19 protein-coding genes and 1 riboswitch are annotated in these 22,645 nt (G+C 72.1%); of the genes, 14 read left to right on the top strand and 5 right to left on the bottom strand.

What is annotated here, in order from left to right:
• The first annotated feature begins 94 nt into the window (after positions 1-94).
• The 11 genes from clsA (at position 95) to LN042_RS34515 (ending at position 11,558) form a co-directional block, all read left to right on the top strand.
• The gene (gene clsA, locus LN042_RS34565; RefSeq protein WP_230055414.1) at positions 95-703 is read left to right on the top strand and encodes a cardiolipin synthase ClsA; all 609 of its coding nucleotides are present in this window, start codon (positions 95-97) and stop codon (positions 701-703) included.
• Between the two features lie 126 nt (positions 704-829).
• A complete protein-coding gene (locus tag LN042_RS34560) occupies positions 830-3,325 on the top strand; it encodes a sugar phosphate nucleotidyltransferase (RefSeq protein WP_230055413.1) in 2,496 nt (831 codons plus the stop codon).
• A gap of 90 nt (positions 3,326-3,415) precedes the next feature.
• Positions 3,416-4,438: a DUF881 domain-containing protein gene (locus LN042_RS34555; RefSeq protein WP_372495873.1), complete on the top strand. Its 1,023-nt coding sequence runs from the start codon at positions 3,416-3,418 to the stop codon at positions 4,436-4,438.
• Positions 4,435-4,767, top strand: coding sequence for a small basic family protein (locus LN042_RS34550; protein ID WP_230055411.1), 333 nt, complete (start codon positions 4,435-4,437; stop codon positions 4,765-4,767). The genes LN042_RS34555 and LN042_RS34550 overlap by 4 nt, the downstream gene beginning before the upstream one ends.
• Before the next feature lie 12 nt (positions 4,768-4,779).
• On the top strand, positions 4,780-5,814 hold the full coding sequence (locus tag LN042_RS34545) for a DUF881 domain-containing protein (RefSeq protein ID WP_372495872.1): 1,035 nt from the start codon (positions 4,780-4,782) through the stop codon (positions 5,812-5,814).
• Between the two features lie 226 nt (positions 5,815-6,040).
• On the top strand, positions 6,041-6,889 hold the full coding sequence (locus tag LN042_RS34540; protein ID WP_372495871.1) for an FHA domain-containing protein: 849 nt from the start codon (positions 6,041-6,043) through the stop codon (positions 6,887-6,889).
• A gap of 128 nt (positions 6,890-7,017) precedes the next feature.
• The gene (gene ftsR / locus LN042_RS34535) at positions 7,018-7,788 is read left to right on the top strand and encodes a transcriptional regulator FtsR (protein WP_230055410.1); all 771 of its coding nucleotides are present in this window, start codon (positions 7,018-7,020) and stop codon (positions 7,786-7,788) included.
• 59 nt (positions 7,789-7,847) lie between these two features.
• On the top strand, positions 7,848-8,321 hold the full coding sequence (locus tag LN042_RS34530; RefSeq protein WP_230055409.1) for a bifunctional nuclease family protein: 474 nt from the start codon (positions 7,848-7,850) through the stop codon (positions 8,319-8,321).
• A 327-nt stretch (positions 8,322-8,648) separates the two neighbouring features.
• The gene (locus LN042_RS34525; protein ID WP_230055408.1) at positions 8,649-9,332 is read left to right on the top strand and encodes a MerR family transcriptional regulator; all 684 of its coding nucleotides are present in this window, start codon (positions 8,649-8,651) and stop codon (positions 9,330-9,332) included.
• A gap of 99 nt (positions 9,333-9,431) precedes the next feature.
• On the top strand, positions 9,432-10,112 hold the full coding sequence (locus tag LN042_RS34520) for a SanA/YdcF family protein (RefSeq protein ID WP_230055407.1): 681 nt from the start codon (positions 9,432-9,434) through the stop codon (positions 10,110-10,112).
• Between the two features lie 36 nt (positions 10,113-10,148).
• Positions 10,149-11,558 (top strand): DNA polymerase IV, encoded by a 1,410-nt coding sequence (locus LN042_RS34515; RefSeq protein WP_230055406.1) that lies wholly within the window; start codon positions 10,149-10,151, stop codon positions 11,556-11,558.
• 85 nt (positions 11,559-11,643) lie between these two features.
• Here LN042_RS34515 and LN042_RS34510 read toward each other — a convergent pair whose 3' ends face one another.
• Both LN042_RS34510 and LN042_RS34505 read right to left on the bottom strand, forming a co-directional pair.
• Positions 11,644-13,140, bottom strand: a complete 1,497-nt coding sequence (locus tag LN042_RS34510; RefSeq protein WP_230055405.1) for an MFS transporter — start codon at positions 13,138-13,140, stop codon at positions 11,644-11,646.
• Between the two features lie 301 nt (positions 13,141-13,441).
• Positions 13,442-14,410, bottom strand: coding sequence for a PRC and DUF2382 domain-containing protein (locus tag LN042_RS34505; protein WP_230055404.1), 969 nt, complete (start codon positions 14,408-14,410; stop codon positions 13,442-13,444).
• A gap of 170 nt (positions 14,411-14,580) precedes the next feature.
• Positions 14,581-14,696, top strand: a riboswitch (glycine riboswitch).
• Between the two features lie 229 nt (positions 14,697-14,925).
• Here LN042_RS34505 and gcvP point away from each other — a divergent pair.
• The gene (gcvP, locus tag LN042_RS34500; protein ID WP_230055403.1) at positions 14,926-17,823 is read left to right on the top strand and encodes an aminomethyl-transferring glycine dehydrogenase; all 2,898 of its coding nucleotides are present in this window, start codon (positions 14,926-14,928) and stop codon (positions 17,821-17,823) included.
• 91 nt (positions 17,824-17,914) lie between these two features.
• On the opposite strand, the gene LN042_RS34495 is transcribed toward gcvP, so the two are convergent.
• Both LN042_RS34495 and LN042_RS34490 read right to left on the bottom strand, forming a co-directional pair.
• Positions 17,915-18,106 (bottom strand): DUF5999 family protein, encoded by a 192-nt coding sequence (locus tag LN042_RS34495; protein WP_230055402.1) that lies wholly within the window; start codon positions 18,104-18,106, stop codon positions 17,915-17,917.
• A 269-nt stretch (positions 18,107-18,375) separates the two neighbouring features.
• A complete protein-coding gene (locus LN042_RS34490; RefSeq protein ID WP_230055401.1) occupies positions 18,376-18,948 on the bottom strand; it encodes a hypothetical protein in 573 nt (190 codons plus the stop codon).
• 342 nt (positions 18,949-19,290) lie between these two features.
• On the opposite strand from LN042_RS34490, the gene LN042_RS34485 reads away from it, so the two are divergent.
• Positions 19,291-20,793 carry a glutamate-cysteine ligase family protein gene (locus tag LN042_RS34485; protein ID WP_230055400.1) on the top strand — a complete coding sequence of 501 codons (1,503 nt, stop codon included), beginning with the start codon at positions 19,291-19,293 and terminating at the stop codon, positions 20,791-20,793.
• A 49-nt stretch (positions 20,794-20,842) separates the two neighbouring features.
• A complete protein-coding gene (locus LN042_RS34480; protein ID WP_230055399.1) occupies positions 20,843-21,646 on the top strand; it encodes a CPBP family intramembrane glutamic endopeptidase in 804 nt (267 codons plus the stop codon).
• Between the two features lie 79 nt (positions 21,647-21,725).
• Here the strand turns inward: LN042_RS34480 and LN042_RS34475 are convergent, their stop codons facing one another.
• Positions 21,726-22,541, bottom strand: a complete 816-nt coding sequence (locus LN042_RS34475; protein WP_230055398.1) for a PhzF family phenazine biosynthesis protein — start codon at positions 22,539-22,541, stop codon at positions 21,726-21,728.
• Between the last annotated feature and the right edge of the window lie 104 nt (positions 22,542-22,645).

Here is a 22,645-nt window from a genome sequence, read left to right as displayed (position 1 = left end):
CCAAACGGCCTCGGTGGGGGCTTCTTCGCGTTCACTCGCACGGCCGGGTAAAGTCGGCCCGGAAAGTCGCCGTACGGACAGAGGAGGCCCCCGGGTGGAGGTCCAGGAGAGGCGCGTCCAGACGGATCGCGTCCTCACCATCCCGAACATGCTGAGCATGGCCCGACTGGTCGGGGTGCCGGTCTTCCTGTGGCTCATCCTCTGGCCGGAGTTCGGCGGCCCCAAGAACGACGGTTGGGCGCTGCTGATCCTGGCGTTCAGCGGAGTGAGCGACTATCTGGACGGCAAGCTCGCCCGGCGGTGGGGGCAGATCAGCCGGCTCGGGCAGCTGCTGGATCCGCTGGCCGACCGTCTCTACATCTTCTCGACCCTGCTCGGCCTCACCTGGCGCGGCATCCTGCCGTGGTGGTTGACCGCGGTCCTGGTCGCCCGTGACGTGTTCATCAGCGGCCTGCTGCCGATTCTCAATCGGCACGGATACGGTCCGCTGCAGGTGAGTTTCCTCGGCAAGGCGGCGACCTTCAATCTGATGTACGCGTTTCCGCTTCTGCTGCTCGGCCAGGGGCACGGGTGGATCCACAGCACGGCTGCGGTGGTCAGCTGGGCTTTCATCGGCTGGGGCACCGTGCTCTACTGGTGGGCGGCGATCCTCTATGCGATGCAGACGCGGCAGATCGTCAAGGGAACGGTCACCAGCGGCTAGCCGAGAGGCTAATCGGGCCGACTTTTCGCGCTGATCCGCGAGTCGGATGATTTCAGCCGGGTAGAGGTGTCCTGGAACGGTTTGATGGATGAGCAGTCCATTGCCGCGAAGGAGGACGCACCCGCAATGAAAGCCGTTGTGATGGCAGGAGGCGAGGGGACCCGTCTCCGCCCGATGACTTCGAGCATGCCGAAGCCGCTGCTACCGGTCGCCAACCGCCCGATCATGGAGCACGTGCTTCGGTTGCTCAAGCGGCACGGCCTCACCGACACCGTCGTCACCGTCCAGTTCCTCGCCTCCCTGGTGAAGAACTACTTCGGTGATGGCGAGGAGCTCGGCATGAACCTCAGCTATGCGAACGAGGAGGTTCCGCTCGGTACCGCCGGCAGTGTCAAGAACGCCGAGGACGCACTCCGTGACGACTCCTTTCTGGTGATCTCCGGAGACGCCCTGACGGATTTCGATCTCACTGAGCTGATCGCCTTTCACCGGAGCAAGGGCGCCCTGGTGACGGTCTGTCTGACCCGCGTTCCCAATCCACTGGAATTCGGAATCACCATCGTCGACGACGAGGGGCGGGTGGAGCGCTTCCTGGAGAAGCCGACGTGGGGTCAGGTCTTCTCCGACACCGTGAACACCGGCATCTACGTGATGGAGCCGGAGGTCTTCGACTACGTCGCGGCCGGCACCCCGGTGGACTGGTCGAGCGACGTCTTCCCGCAACTGCTCAAGGAGGGCAAGCCGGTCTACGGCTACGTCGCCGAGGGCTACTGGGAGGACGTGGGCACCCACGAGAGCTACGGCAAGGCCCAGGCCGACGTGCTGGAGGGCAAGGTCGACGTCGAGCTGGACGGCTTCGAGATCTCCCCGGGCGTCTGGATGGCCGAGGGCGCCGAGGTGGATGCGGAGGCGATCCTGCGCGGCCCGCTCTACATCGGCGACTACGCCAAGGTCGAGGCCGGCGTGGAGCTACGCGAGCACACCGTGCTGGGCAGCAACGTGGTCGTCAAGCGCGGTGCCTTCCTGCACAAGGCGGTGATCCACGACAACGTCTACGTCGGGCCGCAGACCAACCTGCGCGGCTGCGTGGTCGGCAAGAACACCGATGTGATGCGCGCGGCCCGGATCGAAGAGGGCGCGGTGATCGGCGACGAGTGCCTGATCGGCGAGGAGTCGATCATCTCCGGCGCCGTCCGGGTCTACCCGTTCAAGACCGTCGAGGCCGGCGCCTTCGTCAACACCTCGGTGATCTGGGAGTCGCGCGGGCAGGAGCACCTGTTCGGCGCCCGGGGGGTCTCCGGCATCCTCAATGTGGAGATCACCCCGGAGCTGGCGGTCCGGCTGGCCGGCGCCTATGCGACCACGTTGAAGAAGGGCGCCACCGTCACCATCGCGCGTGACCACTCGCGCGGTGCCCGTGCGCTCAAACGGGCGATGATCTCGGCGCTGCAGACCAGCGCGATCGACGTCCGGGACCTGGAGAACGTGCCGCTGCCGGTGGCCCGGGTGCACACGGCCCGGGGCAGCGCGGGCGGGATCTTCCTGCGGACCACGCCGGGCGTGCCGGACTCGCTGGACATCCTCTTCTTCGACGAGCGCGGCGCCGACCTCTCCCAGGCCGGGCAGCGCAAGCTCGACCGGGTCTACGCCCGCCAGGAGTTCCGCCGGGCGTTCCCGGGTGAGATCGGTGACCTCACCTTCCCGTCCAGCATCTTCGACTCCTATGCGGGCAGCCTGCTGCGGGCCATCGACACCCGCGGGGTGCAGGAGGCCGGCCTCAAGGTCGTGGTCGACACCGCGCACGGCAGCGCCGGTCTGGTGCTGCCGAGCATCCTCGGCCGGCTGGGGGTGGAGGCGCTGAGCGTCAACAGCGGCCTGGACGAAGCCCGGCCGACCGAGGACGCCGAGGAACGCCGTGCGGGGCTGGCCCGGCTGGGCGCACTGGTCTCCTCGTCACGGGCGGCCTTCGGGGTGCGGTTCGACACCGTGGGCGAGCGGGTGTCGTTCGTCGACGAGTTGGGCCGGGTCATCGAGGACGACCGGGCGCTGCTGGTGCTGCTCGACCTGGTCGCCGCGGAGCGGCGCACCGGGCAGGTCGCGCTGCCGGTGACCACCACCCGGATCGCCGAGCAGGTCGCGGCCTACCACGGCACCCAGGTGCGCTGGACCAGTACCTCGCCGGACGACCTGGCCAAGGCGGCGGCCGCCGATGGCACCGTCTTCGGCGGCGACGGGCGCGGCGGCTACGTGGTGCCGGAGTTCAGCGGCGTACTGGACGGCGCGGCGGCGTTCGTCCGGCTGGTCGGCCTGGTGGCCCGCACCCAGCTGACGCTCAGCCAGATCGATGCCCGGATCCCGCAGGCCCACATGCAGCGGCGGGACATCGCGACCCCGTGGGCGGCCAAGGGCCAGGTGATGCGCGCGGTGGTCGAGGCGGCTGACAACCGCACCCTGGACACCACGGACGGCGTGCGGGTCGTCGAGCCCGACGGCCGGTGGACCCTGGTGCTGCCCGACCCGGCGGAGGCGGTCACCCACCTCTGGGCCGAGGGGCCGGACGACGAGGCCACCCACGCACTCCTCGACGAGTGGGCGGCGGTGGTCGACGGCGCCGGGCGCTGACGGCGCGGACACCGCGCGACGGGCGCGCCGCCGGGTGCACGGACCCCTGCCACGGGGGCTGTTCGCCCGGCGGCGCGCTGCCGTGCGACGATGTCCCGCATGCCAGCGACGCGATCACCGAAGGGGCGGAACGGCCGTTACGCCCGTCCCGATGCTTCGATGACGCTGCTGACCACGGTGATGGACCAGAGCCTCGACGAGGGCTACGCCGCGGCGGCCCGGGCGCGGGGCGAGGAGGGCCGGCGACGACTGCCCACCACCACCCGCGGCAAACTGGTGCTGGCGCTCGGACTGGCGCTGGCCGCCGTGGTGGTGACGGTCAGTGGGGTGAACGCCCACGAGTCCGAGCCGGCGCTGGCGAAGGAGAAGGACGCACTGGTCAAGCGGGTCACGGATGCCACCGCCGCGGCGGACAGGCTTCAGCGCGACGTCGAGGCGGCCCGCACCCAGGTCGAGCAGCAGCAGCGGCGGGCGCTGAGCGAGAGCGGCGGGGCCACCGGACTGGACACCCTCAACGGCACCGTGGGGACCGGGGCGGTGACCGGTCCCGGGGTGAAGCTGGTGATATCCGACGCGTCCGACAGCGCCTCCGGCGGTGGCACGGACCCGCGCACCTCGGGCGGTTTCGGCGGTGGGCGGCTGCGCGACCGGGACCTGCAACTGATCGTCAACGGGCTCTGGGAAGCGGGGGCGGAGGCGATCGCGATCAACGGGCAGCGGCTGACCGCGCTGTCGCCGATCCGTGCCGCCGGTGATGCGATCCTGGTCGACAACCGGCCGCTGGTGCCGCCGTACACGCTGCTCGCCGTCGGGGACGAGAAGCGGCTGCCGGGTGCCTTCCAGGACAGCATGGGCGGCCACTACCTGAGGCTCCTGCAGGACAACGTCGGCATCAAGGCGACCGTCAGCGGCCAGCACGCGTTGGACCTGCCCGCCGCGGTGGGCTTCACGTTGCGGCTGGCGGTGCCCGAGCCGCCGAGCCCCAGCCCGTCGGGCGCGCCCGGCCCGGGCCCCGGTGCAGCCGGCTCCGGCGCGACCGGTCCCGGTTCCGGCAGCCCCGCCACGCCGTCCACGCCTTCCACGTCCTCTACGACAGGAGTTCCCAAGCCGTGATCGCCGTACTGGGCCTGGTGGCCGGCGTCGTCATCGGGCTCTTCGTGCAGCCGTCGGTGCCGGCGGCCGTCGTGCCGTACCTGCCGATCGCCGTGGTGGCCGCGTTGGACGCGGTCTTCGGCGGAGTCAGGGCGATGCTCGACGGGATCTTCGACGACAAGGTCTTCGTGGTCTCCTTCCTGTCCAACGTGGTGGTGGCGGCGCTGATCGTGTTCCTCGGTGACCAGCTGGGCGTCGGCTCGCAGCTGTCCACCGGCGTGGTCGTGGTGCTCGGCATCCGGATCTTCTCGAACGCGGCGGCCATCCGGCGCCACGTGTTCCGGGCGTAGGGCGGGCGCGAAGTGAGCAACCAGGACGTCGCGGACCCGCACGGCCGGCAGCCCCAGGAGCAGCCCGCGCCGGAGCAGACGGCCGAGCCGGCTCCGGAGCCCGCCCCCGCTCCTGTCCCCGCACCTGCCTCCGAGCCCGACCCGGCCCGTGCTGCCGGGCCCGAGCCCGACACCGTTCCCATCCCCGCCCCTGCCCCAGAGCCCGCCCCCGTTCCTGCTGCCGCCCCCGGGCCCACCGAATCGGACGCCGCCCCGGAGTCCACTCCCGACCCCCAGCCGTCCGCGGAGCACTCCCAGGCCCCGGCAGCAGCCCCTGACGCCCCCTCTGACGGCCGCAAGCGCCTGCGCAACGCTCTCTGGCCGCCCCGCGTCTCCCGGGGCCAGCTGGTGGTCGCCCTGCTGCTCTTCGCGCTCGGTCTGGGCCTGGCGATCCAGGTCCGCTCGACCAACGACCACAGCGCCCTGCGCGGTGCCCGCCAGGAGGACCTGGTCCGCATCCTCGACGAACTGGACAGCCGCCAGCAGCGTCTCCAACAGGAGAAGTCGCAGCTGGACCAGTCCCTGACCCAGCTGCAGACCAGTTCCAACCAGGCCAAGGAGGCCCAGGAGCAGACCCGGCAGAAGGCGTTGGAGCTCGGCGTGCTGGCCGGTACGGTCAAGGCGACCGGTCCGGGGATCGTACTGACGGTCGATGACCCCCAGGGGCAGGTCAAGGCGGATATGCTGCTGGACACCCTGCAGGAACTCCGAGCGGCGGGGGCGGAGGCGATTCAGATCAACGATGTCCGCGTGGTGGCCCACACCTACTTCACCGACGCGCCGTCCGGCGGCGTGCAGATCGACGGCAAGGCCGTGCCACAGCCCTACCGGTTCACGGTGATCGGCAACCCGCAGGATCTGACGCCTGCCCTGAACATTCCGGGCGGCATCGTCCGTACGTTGGAGAAGGAGCAGGTGGCCACGAACATCTCGGAGCAGCAGAAAGTGACGGTGGACGCGATCGTGGTGCCGACTCCGCAGCAGTTCGCCAAGCCGGCGGCGAAGTGACGGGCCGCCCGCGCTCCTCGCAAAGACCTGCGCTGACGGTCCGTCGGCTGCACCACCCCTCACCTGCGTGGTTGAGTGGGCCCCGGTGCACCGGCCGCGAACGCCGTCGGCCACACTGTGCAGTACCACTGTTGTCGTTGCACCGGCCGGCGGCCGGATCGGCGGCTAGTCCGAGCTTCTCACCCTGCCCCGCGGGCGGGTCTGTTTCACGCAAGGGGATTCGCCCGTGAGTTTCTTCTCGAAGCTGTTCGGCCGCAACAACCGCCGCGCTGCCGCGGCGGAGGCGCCTACCGCGCGTCACCGCCGGGAGGACGAGAGCGGCCAGCTGCCCGGCATGCGCCCGGCGCCGCAGGACGGCTACCAGCCGGTCGGTGACCGGCCGCTTTTCCGTGACGGCGGCTACGGCGCGTCGGTTGACCCCTCGGGTTCGCCGCGCATAGGTTTCCCGGCAGGACCCTCAACCTCCGGTGGAGGGTTTGGCTCGGATTCCTACGCCGGGCACGTCCCCGGGGGAGTGCCGCGCCAGGAGGCTGCGAACATGACCGGCCAGATCGTCTGCCAGCGCTGCGGCAACCACAACCCGGGTTCCGCGCGGTTCTGCAACAACTGCGGGACTCCGCTGCGGGCCGCCGGACCGGAGAGCTCGGTCGAGACCACCTCGACCATCTCGATCTCCGGCCTGGAGTCCTACGACCCGAACGCCACCAGCACCGGCGCCACCCCCGCGCTGTCACCCGAGATGCTGGCCGCGATCGACGCACTGCCCCCGGGCTCGGCGCTGCTCATCGTGCTTCGCGGGCCCAACTCCGGTAGCCGGTTCCTGCTGGACGCCGATGTCACCACGGCCGGGCGCCACCCGCAGGGCGACATCTTCCTGGACGACGTCACGGTGTCGCGCCGGCACGTCGAGTTCCGCCGGCAGCCCGGCGGCGGCTTCTCGGTCGCCGACGTGGGCAGCCTGAACGGGACGTACGTCAACCGGGAGGCGATCGACGAGGTCGCGCTGAACAACGGCGACGAGGTGCAGATCGGCAAGTACCGGCTGGTGTTCTTCGCCGGACCGCAGCACTACTGAGCCGGCACCACCGGGTCGGCCGCACGGCCGGCCCGGGGTCTTCGGCGGGGCGTCCTTTTCGGGCACGGACGGGCAGGGACGGGCACGGGCAGGCGGGGGTCGCACACGACGTCGGCAGGAGAGCGCGAATGACCTCGAACCAGACCGTGACATCCCCGCGCCGTCCCGGGGCCGTGCAACCGCGTGGCGGCGAGCGTCGCGGCACGGAGCTGCTCAGCATCGGCGCCGTGCTCGCCTTCCTGCGCGAGGACTTCCCCGAGGTCACCATCTCCAAGATCCGTTTCCTGGAGGCGGAGGGGCTGGTCGAGCCGCAGCGCACCCCCTCCGGCTACCGCAAGTTCGGTCCGACCGACGTGGAGCGGCTGGCCTACGTGCTGCGGATGCAGCGCGACCACTACCTGCCGCTGCGGGTGATCCGGGACCACCTGGACGCCATCGAACGCGGCGAGACCCCGCCTGCGCTACCCGGCACCGACGCCCGGCCCGGCCCCCGCGAGGAGGCCGCCCGGGAGCTGGAGGCACCCGTCGGCGGCGTCCGGCTCGGCCGCGCCGAGCTGCTGGCCGCGGCCGGGGCCGAGGAGGGCGAGCTCGCCGAGTGGGAGTCCTACGGCCTGGTGGGGCCCGGTCCGGACGGCGGCTACGACGCGGACACCCTGCAGATCGCCCGGCTGGTCGCCGAGCTCGGCCGGTTCGGCCTGGAACCGCGCCACCTGCGCCAGGTGAAGGCCGCGGCCGAGCGGGAGATCGCTCTGGTGGACCAGGTGGTCGCCCCGCTGCGCCGGCACCGCAACCCGCAGACCCGGGCGCACGCCGAGGCCACCGCCCGCGAACTGGCCACCCTGGCGGTGCGGCTGCACGCCACGATGGTGCAGGCCGGGCTCCGCGGCCGGGGCCGGTAGTGGCCCGGTCGGGCCCGGCCGCGCTTTCCTATCTCGCCCCAGGGTCATAGGGTTGCCTTGTGAATGAGCTCGACGTCGTGGGTGTCCGGGTGGAGATGCCCTCCAACCAGCCGATCGTCCTGCTGCGCGAAGTGGGGGGCGACCGGTACCTGCCGATCTGGATCGGCCCTGGCGAGGCGACCGCGATCGCCTTCGCCCAGCAGGGCATGACTCCGGTGCGCCCGCTGACGCACGACCTCTTCAAGGACGTGCTGGACGCGCTCGGCCAGCAGCTCACCCAGGTGCGGATCACCGACCTGCGCGAGGGCGTCTTCTACGCGGAGCTGGTCTTCACCGGCGGGGTCGAGGTGAGCGCCCGTCCGTCGGACGCCATAGCCCTGGCACTGCGCACCGGCACGCCGATCTTCGGCGCCGAGGAGGTGCTCGCTGAGGCGGGGATCGCGATTCCGGACGAGCAGGAGGACGAGGTCGAGAAGTTCCGCGAGTTCCTCGACCAGGTCTCGCCGGAGGACTTCGGCGGCAACGCCCAGTAGCCCTTCCCGCGGTGGCAGCAGCTCTCCCCCGGTGGCTCAGGAGCCCGTGGCTGAGCGACGGGACCGCCGGTAGCCCGGTCCCAGACGTCGGATCGGCCGTTCCGCCCGCACTCCGGTCGTGTTCGATCCGCAGTCGATCAGCTGTTTTGCCAAAGCGTTCGGTCCTACCCAAACTAGGGGCACGCGAAACCACTCGTGTGAGTGATGTCGCTTCGCCGGTTCGGCGTGGCGATCGTTGACGCGTCTCGGGCCACTGCCTACCGTCATGGATGGCAGCCGGGGCGTGCCCCGATCCCGACGCCGGAGCACCGATGGACGGAGGTTGGCATGAGCAGCAGCGGCGATGAGGCGGCCGTGACGGGCCCGTGCGCCCTCCATCTGCCCCGTGAGCGCCGGGGGCTGGGCGGAAGGCCGTTCCCCACCCAGGCCGGCGAGACGCTGGCCGAGCTGCCCCGGGTCGGCCGCTTCCCGGCGGTCCAGGCCGGGCAGCCCGCGATCGAGCGGATCGGCCCCTCCTCCGACCTCCTCGGCTACCGCGGTCCGACCGCCTGCGCCGCGGCCGGCATCACCTACCGCCAGCTGGACTACTGGGCGCGCACCGGCCTGCTGGAACCGAGCGTCCGCACCGCCTACCCGGCTGGCGCGCAGCGGCTCTACAGCTTCCGCGACGTCCTGGTGCTGAAGATCGTCAAGCGGCTGCTGGACGCCGGCGTCTCGTTGCAGAACATCCGGGTCGCCATCAGCCACCTGCAGTCCACCGGACTCGGCGAGCTGGCGGGGCTGACCCTGATGTGCGACGGCGCCACGGTCTACGAGTGCACCTCGCCGCAGCAGGTGGTCGATCTGCTGAAGGGCGGCCAGGGCGTCTTCGGAATCGCCGTCGGCGCGGTCTGGCAGGAGCTGGAGGTGACCCTCGGGCGGCTGCACGCCGAGCGCACCGACACCGGGGAGACCCTGCTCGGGCAGGACCCGGGCGACGAACTGGCCCGCCGCCGCAACCGCGCGGTCTGACGGCCGGTCACACCCCGCGGCCGTCGGGCGGAACCGCGCGGGCGTCGGTGGTCGTCCGCTCCTGACGACGGATCACGGTGGTCCGGCCGAGGGGGGATCATGCGGGGTGCCACGTGGCTGCGCGGGCGGCGGCGGCAGCGGAGGCTGTTCCAGGCGCTGGTGGTCGCCTGCCTGCTGGCACTGGTGCCCAGCGGCTGGGAGTTCCTCACCCAGAGCTCGCGGATCCGCACCGTCGCCGACGTGCCGGCCGAGCCGGTGGCCGTGGTCTTCGGCGCCCAGGTGGTCGGCGACGAGCCCTCGGCCTACCTCGCGCACCGGCTGGACGCCGCACTGGAGCTGTACCGGACGCACAAGGTGCAGGCGATCCTGGTGACCGGCGACAACGGCCGTTCCGACTACAACGAGCCGGGCGCCATGTACCACTACCTGGTGGACCACGGGGTGCCGGCGGTCCGGGTGGTGCGCGACTACGCCGGCTTCAACACCTGGGACTCCTGCGCCCGGGCCAAGCGGATCTTCGGCGTGGACCACGCGGTGCTGGTCAGCACCGACTACCACATGCGCCGGGCGCTGGCGCTCTGCCAGGCGGCCGGGATGGACGCCTACGCGGTCGGGGCGCCGGAGCCGCACGACCTGACCTGGTACTCCGGATCGGTGCGGGAACTGCCGGGCGCCGTGAAGGCGCTGTTCAACGCGGCCTTCACGCCCGACCCGGCGCTGCTCGGGCCGACCGACCCGGGCGTGGCCCGGGCCCTCGCGGACGCCTCCGCCCGGCGCTGACCCCGGTTGTCGTACCCGTGCGCGATCATCGATGGTGTGCGCACCCTGCCGAGCATCCTGCACCTCGACATGGACGCCTTCTTCGCGTCGGTGGAGCAGGTGGCCAAGCCGAGCCTGCGCGGCAAGCCGGTGATCGTCGGCGGGCTCGGCCAGCGCGGTGTGGTCTCCACCTGCTCCTACGAGGCCAGGGTCTTCGGGGTGCGGTCGGCGATGGCCACGGCGGTGGCCCGTCGGCTCTGCCCCAACGGCGCCTACCTCTGGCCCCGGTTCGTCGCCTACCGGGACATCAGCGAGCAGGTGATGGCGATGGTGCGCGAGCTGTCCCCGCTGGTCGAGCAGTTGAGCGTGGACGAGGCCTATGTCGACCTGGCGGCCGGGCCGTACGGTCCGGCGCTGGCCGAGGCGACCCTGGACGGGGGCGCCGAGCTGATCCGGGCGATCGCCGAGGACCTGCGCGCCGACATCGAGCGAGCCACCGGACTGACGGCCTCGGTCGGCGCGGCTTCCTCCAAGCTGATGGCGAAGATCGGCTCGGAGCAGGCCAAACCCAACGGCCTGGTGCTGGTGACGCCGGGGCAGGAGCGGGCGGTGCTCGGCCCGCTGCCGGTGCGGGCGCTGCCGGGGGTGGGCCCGGCGACCGAACAGGCGCTGCGCCGGGCCGGGCTGCTGACGGTCGCCGAGGTGGCCGAGCAGTCGGAGGAGGAGATGGTCCGGCTGCTCGGGCGCGCGCACGGCAGCGGGGTCTCGCTGATGGCCAAGGGGCTGGACGGTCGCGCGGTGGTGCCGGACCGGGACGCCAAGTCGGTCTCGGTGGAGGACACCTACGAGGTCGACCTGATGGAGCGCGATCAGGTGCTCTTCGAGCTGGACCGGCTGGCCGCCCGCTGCGTGCGCCGGCTGAAGGCGGCCGGGCGGTCCGGGCGCACCGTGGTGATCAAGGTGCGCCGGTTCGACTTCTCCACCCTGACCCGTTCCGAGACGCTGCCCGGGCCGACCGACGACGCCCGGGTGATCGCGACCACCGCCCGCCGGCTGGCCGAGCAGGTGAGCCTGTCCGGTGGCATCCGGTTGCTGGGGGTGGGCGTCTCCCAGCTCGCCGAGTACACCCAGGAGGACCTCTTCGCCCAGGCCGCCGCCGAGCTCGCCGAGCAGGAGGGAGAGGGGGAGGGCGGCGACGGGCCGGACGAGCCGGTCGCCCAGGCGCCGCCGACCGCCGCGGCCGGGCAGCCGTTCCGGGAGCAGGTCTGGCTGCCCGGGCAGGACGTGGTGCACGCGGAGCACGGGCGCGGCTGGGTGCAGGGCAGCGGGGTCGGCCGGGTGACGGTGCGCTTCGAGACCCCGGACTCACCGCCCGGCCGGGTGCGCACCTTCCGGATCGACGACGCGGCGCTGACACCCGCCGAGCCGCTGCCGCTGCGCCCGCGCGGAGCGCTGGAACAGCCGTGAGCCCCCGTCCGGGATGGATCCGGACGGGGGCTCGGCGGGTGCCGGGGCGGCCGATCCCTGGGCGGCCCCGGCTACGGCGACCTCGTCAGGCGCCGGTCTTGGTGGGCTGCTCGGCCACTGCGGTCCGGGAGTCGGCCACCGGCCGGCTCGGCCGGACGGTGCGGATCGCGAACGGCACCACGGCGGCGACCAGGCAGAGCACGCCGGCGACCCAGAAGGCGTGCTTGTAGGCGTCCAGGGTCGGGATCTGCATCGGGATCAGCTTGGCGATCTGCGGCGGGAACTTGATGCTGTCCCCGGTCAGGATGGCGCCCATCACTGCAGTGCCGACGGCGCCACCGACGGTGCGCAGCACCGCGTTCATGCCGTTGGCGATGCCGCTCTGCTCGGCCGGCACGGCGCCGTTGATGTAGGCGGGCATCGCCGCGTACGCCATGCCGACGCCGAGACCGAAGAGGCCGGAGGCGAAGTAGATGTCACCCTCGGCGCTGTGGCGCAGCGCCAGGTAGCCCATCGAGACGGCACCGAAGAGGCCGCCGAGGACCAGCGGCAGGCGCGGGCCGCTGCGGGCGATCAGCATGGCACCCAGCGGAGCGGCCACCATCGAGCCGAGCGCGGAGGGCAGCAGCAGCACGCCCGCGTGCAGCACGGTGGCGGTGAAGCCGTAGTGCGCCAGCTTGGCCGGGGTCTGGGTGAAGTTGCTGATCACCAGGAACGAGCCGTACATCCCGAAGCCGATCAGCAGGCCGGCCACGTTGGTGAAGGCGACGGCCGGGCGGGCCATCATCTTCATGTCCACCAGCGGGTGCGCGACCTTGACCTCGATGACGCCCCAGACCAGGGCGACGACGGCGGCGACGGCGAACAGGCCCAGGGTCTTGGTGGAGGTCCAGCCCCACTCGTTGCCGCGGCTGACGGCGATCAGCAGCGCGGAGAGCCAGCCGGCCAGGGCGAGCGCGCCCAGCGGGTCGGCGCCGCCGGCGCGGTCCACCACCGGGTCCTTGGGCACCTGCAGCATCACCAGCAGCACGGCGACCAGGCCGGCGATCAGGCCCATCCAGAAGATGGACTTGTAATCCCAGTGCTCCAGCAGCAGACCGGTGGCGACCAGGCCGAGACCGGAGCCGACCCCCATCGAGGCGCTGATCGCGGCGACGCCACCGGTGACCTTCTCGCGCGGCAGTTCGTCGCGGACGATGCTGATCGCCAGCGGCAGCACGCCACCGCCGGCGCCCTGCAGCACGCGGGCCACCACCAGGAGCGAGAACGAGTGGGTGGCCACCGCCAGGCCGGAGCCGAGCACCAGGCCGGCCAGCGAGATCAGCAACATCGGCTTGCGGCCGCGCAGGTCGCCGAAGCGGCCGAGCAGCGGGGTGAGCACGGCGGCGGAGAGCAGGTTGGCGGTCATCAGCCAGGTGATGTCGGAGCCGGAAACGTTCAGCTCCTTGGCCAGCGACGGCAGGATCGGCACCACCGCTGTCTGGATCACGCTGTACGCCAGCATTGCCAGCACCAGCGCGGGCAGCACCCGGGCACTGCTCGGTTTCACGGCCGTGGCGGCGGGCTGGGCGGCCTCACTCACGGAAGGGCTCCTTCAGACGGGTGCCCTGGCAGCCCGGAGGACTGCTTCAGACACGCGACAGTTAATCGACTGAAGTAACCATCCGAGAAGTGCTTCAGTTTGTCAAATATCTAGTGCTGAAGCTTCGTGATACTGGCATCTCGGGGTCCTGAAACGGCCTGAAACGGCCGGAAACGGTCTGAACCGTCCTGAAGGGGACCGAAGAGGGCCGAGCCGCCCGGACTCGAACGGGCCCGCCCGCCCGCCCGAGCCGCGCCCGGTCCGGACCGGGCGCGGCTCGGGCCGTGGTGGCCGACCCGGCTCAGCGGCGACTGTCGACCGGCGCTGCCGAGGTGCTGCTGTCGTGGATCTCCACGCGCTCCCGGCGCAACTCGTCCTTGATCACCTGCTCCTCGGTGAAGCGCTCCACCACCAGGCGCACCCGCTCCAGCGATGCCACGTACTTGCGCAGCACGGGTCGCTCCGCGCGCAGCGTCACCTCCTCGACGGCCTCGGCGATGTCCTGCGCCGACAGCTCCGCCCGCTCCTCGTCCGTCACCGGCACCCGCTCCACCCGGACCCGCTCCCTGGTCACCTGCACCCGGCGCTCCACCGGCTCGGTCACCACGTACTTGCGCATCCGGGCGGTGCCGAGCACGTGCCACTCGTTGGTGATCTCCAGGCGCTCCTCGCGCAGGGTCAGCTCGATCGGACCGGCCGGCCGGGGGGCGCCCTGGCTCGGCGCGGTGGTCTGCGGCCGGCCCGGAGCGGGCTCGGTCGGGACGGGGGCCGGCTCAACCGGCTTGTCCAGGCCGATCGTCGGCTCGGCCGACCGCTGCCGGCCGGTGGTGGGCGCGGTGGTCATCGGATGGCCGGTGGCGGGCGCCGCGGGTGCGCTCACTCCGAAGTCCAGGTCGCCCGCCCGACCGCCGGCGGTGCCCTGGCCCGGGCGAGCGGGGGCGGCGGTCCGGTCCCCGGTGGGGGCGTCCAGCCCGTAGTAGCGGTAGAGCTGCAGCTCCTGGGCCGGGGAGAGGTGCTGCCCGACCCCGAAGTCCGGCGACTCCTTGATCAGTGACCGGTCGTACGGCACCCGCAGTTCCTCTCCCGAGAACTCGCTGGTGGTCAGCGGCACGAAGGCGTCCCGGCCAAAGATCCCGGTACGCACGGCCGCCCATTCCGGCTCGCCGGTCGCGTCGTCGAGGTAGACCTCGTCCACCGTGCCGATCTTGTCGCCATTGCGGTCCACGGCCTTGTGGCCGATCAGGTCTCGTGGATCGATATCGGTCTGCACGCTGTTCCTCTCTTGGTGGTACCGCTGTCGATTCACACCAAAAGCCACAAAGCGAGCGGCGGCCAGCCGAGTGCGGCCGTCCGAGCCGGCGATCGCCCAGGTGGGGGAGTGCGATCGATCACCTGGCCGGTGTTGGCGAAGACCGCCGCTGGTACCCTGAACGCGACCGCCGAACCCGCACGGGAGAGTCTCCGGCCTTCGATTCCCAGCGATTTCGAACAGTCCGGAGCGCCGAAGGAGCAAACCCTCCCCGGAATCTCTCAGGCATCCGTACCGTGTGGAATAGGTCACTCTGGAAAGCAGGGCAGGGCCGCCGGTGAGGGAACCGGGGGTGGCCACCCTCACCGACGGTGCAAGCCGGCGGGGCCCCGGCCCCGCGCGGGCGAAGCTCTCAGGTCCCGATGACAGAGGGGGAGGCCTGTCGGGCTCGTCCGCCACGGCCGCACCGTTCCCCAGGCGGCGAGGGTCGTGGCTGCGTGCCCCCGCCGGTCCGTGACCAGGAGGCCTCGACCACCATGACTGACCAGCCGACCGCCGGTCGCACCCCCCACGCGACGCTCGCCGACCTCGAGGCGGCCAGCCCGTTCCAGTCGCGCCACATCGGCCCTGACGCCGCCGCCCAGGAGAAGATGCTCGCCCAGGTGGGCTTCGGCTCGCTGGCCGAACTCTCCACCGCGGCCGTCCCCGAGGCGATCCGCAGCATCACCGCGCTCGACCTGCCGGCCGGCCGCACCGAGGCCCAGGTGCTGGCCGAGCTGCGCGAGCTGGCCGGGCGCAACCAGGTGCTCACCTCGATGATCGGGCTCGGGTACTACGGCACGTTCACCCCGCCGGTGATCCTGCGCAACGTCATGGAGAACCCGGCCTGGTACACCGCCTACACGCCGTACCAGCCCGAGATCTCGCAGGGCCGCCTGGAGGCCCTGCTCAACTTCCAGACCCTGGTCTCCGACCTGACCGGCCTGCCCACCTCGGGCTCGTCGCTGCTGGACGAGGGCACCGCGGCGGCCGAGGCGATGGCGCTGGCCCGCCGGGTCACCAAGGTCAAGGGCGGCGTCTTCCTGGTCGACGCGGACACCCTGCCGCAGACCCTCGCCGTGATCCGGACCCGCGCGGTGCCGACCGGCGTCGAGGTGGTCGTCGCCGACCTGTCCGCCGGCATCCCGGCCGAGATCGCCGAGCGCGGCGTCTTCGGCGTGCTGCTCCAGTACCCGGGCGCCTCCGGCGCGGTGCGCGACCTCGCCCCGGTGATCGAGCAGGCACACGGCCTGGGCGCGATCGTCGCGGTCGCCGCCGACCTGCTGGCGCTGACCCTGCTCAAGTCGCCGGGCGAGCTGGGCGCCGACATCGCCTGCGGCACCTCGCAGCGCTTCGGCGTGCCGATGGGCTTCGGCGGCCCGCACGCCGGCTACCTCTCGGTCCGCGCCGAGTACGCCCGCTCGCTGCCCGGCCGCCTGGTTGGCGTCTCGGTGGACGCCGACGGCCACCGCGCCTACCGGCTGGCGCTGCAGACCCGCGAGCAGCACATCCGCCGCGAGAAGGCCACCAGCAACATCTGCACCGCCCAGGTGCTGCTCGCCGTGATGGCGTCGATGTACGCCGTCTACCACGGTCCGGACGGCCTGGCCGACATCGCCCGCCGCACCCACCGCTACGCCGCCGCGCTGGCCGAGGGCCTGCGGGCGGGCGGGGTCGAGCTCGCGCACGGCGCGTTCTTCGACACCGTCACCGCCAAGGTGCCGGGCCGGGCCGCCGAGGTGGTCGCCGCCGCCCGTGCCCAGGGCGTCAACCTCTACCAGGCCGACGCGGACACCGTCTCGACCTCCTGCGACGAGACCACCACCCGCGAGCACCTGCAGACCGTCTGGACCGCCTTCGGGGTGGTCGGCGCCGAGGTGGCCGAGGCCGCCGACACGCTGCCGGCCGCGCTGCTGCGCACCGACGAGTACCTCACCCACCCGGTCTTCCACAGCCACCGCTCGGAGACCGCGATGCTGCGCTACCTGCGCCGCCTCTCGCACCGGGACTACGCACTGGACCGCGGCATGATCCCGCTGGGCTCGTGCACCATGAAGCTCAACGCCACCACCGAGATGGAGGCGGTCACCTGGCCGGAGTTCGGTCAGCTGCACCCGTTCGCGCCGATCGAGCAGGCCGAGGGCTACCTGACCCTGATCCGCCAGCTGGAGCAGCAGCTGGTCGAGGTCACCGGCTACGACGCCGTGTCGATCCAGCCGAACGCCGGCTCGCAGGGCGAGTTCGCCGGCCTCCTCGCGGTGCGCGCCTACCACCTGGCCAACGGCGACGCCCAGCGCGACGTCTGCCTGATCCCGTCGTCGGCGCACGGCACCAACGCCGCCTCCGCGGTGATGGCCGGCATGCGCGTCGTCGTGGTGAAGACCATGGCCGACGGTGACGTGGACGTGGAGGACCTCAAGGCCAAGATCGCCCAGCACCGCGACCAGCTCGCCGTGCTGATGGTCACCTACCCGTCCACCCACGGCGTCTACGAGACCCAGATCACCGAGATCTGCGGTCTGGTGCACGAGGCCGGCGGCCAGGTCTACGTCGACGGCGCCAACCTCAACGCGCTGGTCGGCCTCGCCAAGCCCGGCAAGTTCGGTGCCGACGTGTCGCACCTCAACCTGCACAAGACCTTCTGCATCCCGCACGGCGGTGGCGGCCCGGGCGTCGGCCCGGTTGCGGTGCGCGCCCACCTGGCGCCGTACCTGCCCAACCACCCGCTGCAGAGCGAGGCCGGCCCGGCCACCGGTGTCGGCCCGATCTCGGCCGCGCCGTGGGGTTCGGCCGCGATCCTGCCGATCTCCTGGGCGTACGTCCGGCTGATGGGCGGCGAGGGCCTCAAGCGCGCCACCCAGGTGGCCGTGCTCAACGCCAACTACATCGCCAAGCGGCTGGCCCCGCACTTCCCGGTGCTCTACACCGGCCCGGGCGGCCTGGTGGCGCACGAGTGCATCATCGACCTGCGCCCGCTCACCAAGGAGACGGGGGTGACCGTGGACGACATCGCCAAGCGCCTGATCGACTACGGCTTCCACGCCCCGACCATGTCCTTCCCGGTGGCCGGCACGCTGATGATCGAGCCCACCGAGTCGGAGGACCTGCACGAGATCGACCGCTTCTGCGAGGCGATGATCGAGATCCGTGCGGAGATCGACAAGGTTGGTTCCGGCGAGTGGGCCGCGGACGACAACCCGCTGCGCAACGCCCCGCACACCGCCGCCAACCTGGCGGGCGACTGGAAGCACGGCTACTCCCGCCAGGAGGCCGTCTTCCCGGCGGGCGTCAACCCGGCGGACAAGTACTGGCCGCCGGTGAGCCGGATCGACGGCGCCTACGGCGACCGCAACCTGGTCTGCTCCTGCCCGCCGCTCGACGAGTACGGCGTCTGAGTGACCCGCACCGGGCCTGACGCCCGGTGACGAAGTGCCCTGCGGCAGCCGCCGCAGGGCACTTCGCCGTTCCGGTGGCGCTGCGTCGGGATCAGGCGGCGACCAGCAGCGCGCGGCGCGGCGCGATCACCCGGCCGTCCGGCAGCAGCTCGCCGGTGTCCTCGAAGAGGAGCACTCCGTTGCAGAGCAGGCTCCAGCCCTGCTCGGGGTGGCGGGCGACGGGAACCGCCGCCTCACGGTCAGGGGAATCGGCCGACGGGCACTCGGGTCGGTGCTGGCACATCGTGGTACCTCGTTTCACTACTCACGCTTCACGCCCCCCGCAGCGGAACGCAGGTGTGAACCAGCGCTTCTGTGGGTAGGACAGGTGGTCCTGCCACGCTGCCTCCAGTGTCCGCGCACAAGCCCCGTCGCGCAGCCCTTTCGGTGACTCGCGCCACAACTACAGTCCAGAGATCACCCGTTCAGATGGGTCCGATCGTGGTACGCGCGCACCTGGGCCACCCGACCATGACTCGGTCGGGTGGCCCGTCGATGGTCCGTCAGGAGGGTTCAGGCCACCGCGGTGACGCGCGGTGCGGAGCGGTCGAGCAGTGCGAGCAGCTCGCCGGCCGGATAGGCCCGGTGCGCGGTGACGCCGAGCGGCGCGGGGGCCAGCGGCAGCAGCAGGTCGCCCGCCGGGTCGGCGTCCACCGCGTGCAGCCACAGGGCGGTCGCGTAGTGGTCGGGCATCGAGAGCAACCGGGGCTGGTAGACGGTGCGCTGCTGCTGGACCAGCTGCCAGGCCTCGGCCAGGGCCCGAACCGTGGAGTCGGGGTAGGGGCCGGCCGCGAAGTGCGCGAAGGTGTGCCCCTCCGCCGACCTCACCACCTCGGCCGCCGCCACCACCGCCGTGCCGTGCTTGACCAGGAACCGCCAGCCGGTCCGCGGCGCGGCGGCCAGCGCGCGCGCCGTCGTGGTGCCGGGCGGCAGCTGATGGACCGCCAGCGGATGGGCCGGCTGCAGGGGCGCCACGGTATTTCGCGGGGCGGCCGGGCCGGGCTGCCGCAGGTCGGTCGGCGAGCTCAGGGCGGCCAGCACGGCGCGCAGGGCGCTGGGCGGTGGCTGGGGTGTCTGCAAGGTCATGGCGGGTCGCCTCTCCATGCGAGATCGGCGTGCGAAGGCGGCATACCGGCGTAGCGCGACAGGGCAGGGTCCGGTTGGGCGTGATCGCGTGGCTGAGCGCGCGGGCTCCGGGCAGCGGCGCACCGCACCGGCGCTGGGACCGGTGCGGTGGGGGCGGACCGGAGCCCGCTCGAACAGGTGCACAGGGTGATCTGTTTATCACCTTCTGTCGTTCCGGGCAAGTCGGGCACGAGCTGAGGAAGCGTCAGTTCCGGTGTGGCGCAGGGCATTCGAAGCGTTCGGGTATCGATCTTCCGGATGGGCATGATGCAGGGCACGGTAAACCGGGCGAAGGGGGCATCCATGGGGGAGAAGGTCATCGCAACCCGGGCCGACCTGTCGGACCGGCAGCACTACCGTCGCAAGCTGCAGTCCTGCCAGGAGGCCCTGGAGCGGATGCTGCACGACCGGCTCTTCGACCGGCCCCGAGCGATGATGGGCCTGGAGATCGAGCTCAACCTGGCGGACGAGCAGGGCCTGCCCCTGATGCGCAACGAGAAGGTGCTCGCGGCGATCGGCTCCCCCGACTTCCAGACCGAGCTGGGCCAGTTCAACATCGAGGTCAACGTCGCCCCGCACCAGCTCAGCGGCCACGTCTTCGAGGAGCTGCGGGAGGAGCTGGACACCGGTCTGCGGTACGCGGACCGGCGCGCGGCCGAAGCGGGTGCCCGGATCATCATGGTGGGCGTGCTGCCGACCCTGGAGACCGTGCACACCGGGCGGGACGCGATGAGCCACAACAACCGCTACAGCCTGCTCACCGACCAGATCATGGCGGCCCGCGGCGAGGACATCGCGCTGGACATCGAGGGCGTCGAGCACCTGCGGCTGGAGTCGGTCAGCATGGTCGCCGAGGCCGCCGCCACCTCGCTGCAGCTGCACCTCCAGGTGACGCCGGACCGGTTCGCGCCGGTCTGGAACGCCGCCCAGGCGATCGCCGCCGTGCAGGTGGCGCTCGGCGCCAACGCGCCGTTCCTGTTCGGCCGGGAGCTGTGGCGGGAGACCCGTCCGGTGCTCTTCCAGCAGGCCTGCGACACCCGTTCGGCCGAGCTGAAGGCCCAGGGGGTGCGCCCGATCACCTGGTTCGGGGAGCGCTGGGTGGACTCGGCGCAGGATCTGTTCGCCGAGAACCTGCGGTACTTCCCGCCGCTGCTGCCGATCTGCGACGACGAGGACCCGGCCAAGGTGCTGACCTCGGGCGGGGTGCCCCGGCTGGGCGAGATGCGGCTGCACAACGGGACCATCTACCGCTGGAACCGCCCGGTGTACGACGTGGCCGACGGCGTGCCGCACCTGCGGGTGGAGAACCGCTGCCTGCCGGCCGGGCCGACGGTGGCCGACATCCTGGCCAACGCCGCGTTCTACTACGGGCTGGTCCGCGCGCTGGCCGAGCAGCCCCGGCCGATCTGGAGCAGGCTGCCGTTCGCCCACGCCGACCGGAACTTCCACACCGCGGCTCGCTACGGCATCGACGCGGTGGTGCAGTGGCCCCGCCCGGGCCGCGGCACCCGGGGCGCGCCCGCGGCGGTGCCGGTGGTCGACCTGGTGCTCGGCGAGCTGCTGCCGCTGGCCTACCAGGGCCTGGACGAGTGGGGTGTGCAGCCGGCCGACCGGGACCGCTACCTGGGGATCATCGAGCAGCGCTGCCTGCGCCGCACCAACGGCGCGGCCTGGCAGGCGGCCACCGTGCACCAGCTCTGCGAGCGGCACGGCATGGACCGGGCTACCGCGCTGGCCACCATGACGCAGCGTTACATGGAGCTGATGCGGGCGGGAGAGCCGGTGCACAACTGGCCGATCGGGTGACGGTTCGCCGCCGGGGCCGCCTCACCTCGGTGTGACAAGATGATCCGCCATGACGATCGCACCGCCCGCGCAACCCGCGGACACCCTGCCGCCCGGTGACCGGGGGCGCCGACTGCTGGGGATCGAGCTGCTGATCGTCCTCGGGCTGTCGCTCGGCGCGAGCGGGGTCAGCGCGCTGATCAGCTTCGTCGACTCGGCCACCCGCAATGTGGCGCTGGCCCACCAGACCGCCGCGCTGAACAGCTCGGCGGCTCCCGGCCGGCCCTGGATCGACCTGGCCTACCAGCTCTACTACGTCGCCCGCGGGCTGATGCCGGTGGTGCTGGTCGGCTACCTGCTGGTGCGCGAGGGCACCTCGCTGCGGGTGCTCGGCTTCGACCTGCGCCGCAAGACGACCGACCTGGGCCGCGGCGCCGCCGTGGCCGCCGTGATCGGCGGCACCGGGTTGGCGCTGTACTTCGGCTCCCGGGCGGCCGGCTTCAACCTCACCGTCGTGCCGTCCGGGCTGCCCGACGTCTGGTGGCGGATCCCGGTACTGGTCCTCTCCGCCTGCCAGAACGCCGTGCTGGAGGAGGTGGTGGTGCTCGGCTACCTGGTCCGCCGGCTCGACCAGCGCGGCTGGACGCCCGCCGCCGTGCTGCTGACCAGCGCCGCGGTGCGCGGCTCCTACCACCTCTACCAGGGGATCGGCGGGTTGGTCGGCAACATGGCGATGGGCGCCGTCTTCGTGCTGCTCTACCGGCGCTGGGGCCGGGTGATGCCGATGGTGGCCGCCCACGCGCTGATCGACACCACCGCCTTCGTGGGCTACGCCCTGCTGGCCGGGCACGTCTCCTGGCTGCCCACGGGGTGACCGGGCGCCGGCCCACCGCCCCCGCTCACCAGGGACGGGGGCCACGTCCCGCTCACCAGGGACGGGGGCCGCGTCCCGCTCACCAGGGGCGGGCGCGCAGCGTCCCCTCGACCACCGTCACCGCGTGCCCGGCCAGCCGGACCCGGTCGCCCAGCAGCCGGCAGTCCAGCAGCCCGCCGCGCACCGAGGCCTGGTACCCGGTCAGCTCGGTGCGGCCGAGCCGCTCGGCCCAGAACGGGACGAGCGCGGTGTGCGCGCTGCCGGTCACCGGGTCCTCGGCCACCCCGGCGGCCGGCGCGAAGTAGCGCGAGACGAAGTCGTAGCCGTCCTCCGGATCCTCCGCCCGCGCGGTGACCGCGACACCGCGGGCCGGCTGCCGGGTGATCGCGGCGAGGTCCGGCGCGAGCCCGCGGACGGCGTGCTCGCTGCCCAACTCGGCCACCAGGATGCCCAGTCCGCCGGTGTCGCGGCAGCTCAGCACCGGGGAGCCGAGCGCCTCGACCAGGCCGTCCGGGATCGCCGTCCCGGTCAGCGCGGCCGTCGGGAGGTCCAGGCCGATCCGGCCGTCGGGGCGGGGAGTGGCGGTCAGCACGCCGCTGAGCGTGTGGAACCGCACCGGCTCCGCGGCGACCAGCTCCTTGGTGCGCAGCGCGTGGGTGGCGGCCAGGGTGCCGTGGCCGCAGAGCGGGACCTCCGTCATCGGGGTGAACCAGCGCAGCGCCCAGTCGCCGTCCGGGAGCCGCCGGACGAACGCGGTCTCGGAGAGGTTCATCTCGCGGGCGACCTGGCGCAGCCACTGCTCCGCCGGCCAGTCGCCGTCCGGCAGCAGGCAGACGGCGGCGGGGTTGCCCGCGAACGGGCGGTCGGTGAACGCGTCGATGATCGAGATCTGCATGTCCCGAGCTTACGGCTGGTCAGCGGGTGGGCACAGGGCCAATCATGGTCGGGTGGACCACGACCGGCGCGGGGTTCGACATCGACCTCGCGACCGCGATCGCG

The sequence above is a fragment of the Kitasatospora humi genome, assembly GCF_020907985.1.
GTDB classification, from domain to species: domain Bacteria; phylum Actinomycetota; class Actinomycetes; order Streptomycetales; family Streptomycetaceae; genus Kitasatospora; species Kitasatospora humi.
Note: the sequence above shows the minus strand (reverse complement) of the source record. Positions and strands in the feature narration are given on the sequence as shown.

What these genes read in the sequence shown, in the direction of transcription:
- LN042_RS34560 (WP_230055413.1), top strand. Translation starts at nt 830, where the DNA reads ATGAAAGCCGTTGTGATGGCAGGAGGCGAGGGGACCCGTCTCCGCCCG.
- LN042_RS34555 (WP_372495873.1), top strand. Translation starts at nt 3,416, where the DNA reads ATGTCCCGCATGCCAGCGACGCGATCACCGAAGGGGCGGAACGGCCGT.
- ftsR (WP_230055410.1), top strand. Translation starts at nt 7,018, where the DNA reads ATGACCTCGAACCAGACCGTGACATCCCCGCGCCGTCCCGGGGCCGTG.
- LN042_RS34525 (WP_230055408.1), top strand. Translation starts at nt 8,649, where the DNA reads ATGAGCAGCAGCGGCGATGAGGCGGCCGTGACGGGCCCGTGCGCCCTC.
- LN042_RS34520 (WP_230055407.1), top strand. Translation starts at nt 9,432, where the DNA reads ATGCGGGGTGCCACGTGGCTGCGCGGGCGGCGGCGGCAGCGGAGGCTG.
- gcvP (WP_230055403.1), top strand. Translation starts at nt 14,926, where the DNA reads ATGACTGACCAGCCGACCGCCGGTCGCACCCCCCACGCGACGCTCGCC.
- LN042_RS34495 (WP_230055402.1), bottom strand. Translation starts at nt 18,106, where the DNA reads ATGTGCCAGCACCGACCCGAGTGCCCGTCGGCCGATTCCCCTGACCGT.
- LN042_RS34490 (WP_230055401.1), bottom strand. Translation starts at nt 18,948, where the DNA reads ATGACCTTGCAGACACCCCAGCCACCGCCCAGCGCCCTGCGCGCCGTG.
- LN042_RS34485 (WP_230055400.1), top strand. Translation starts at nt 19,291, where the DNA reads ATGGGGGAGAAGGTCATCGCAACCCGGGCCGACCTGTCGGACCGGCAG.
- LN042_RS34480 (WP_230055399.1), top strand. Translation starts at nt 20,843, where the DNA reads ATGACGATCGCACCGCCCGCGCAACCCGCGGACACCCTGCCGCCCGGT.
- LN042_RS34475 (WP_230055398.1), bottom strand. Translation starts at nt 22,541, where the DNA reads ATGCAGATCTCGATCATCGACGCGTTCACCGACCGCCCGTTCGCGGGC.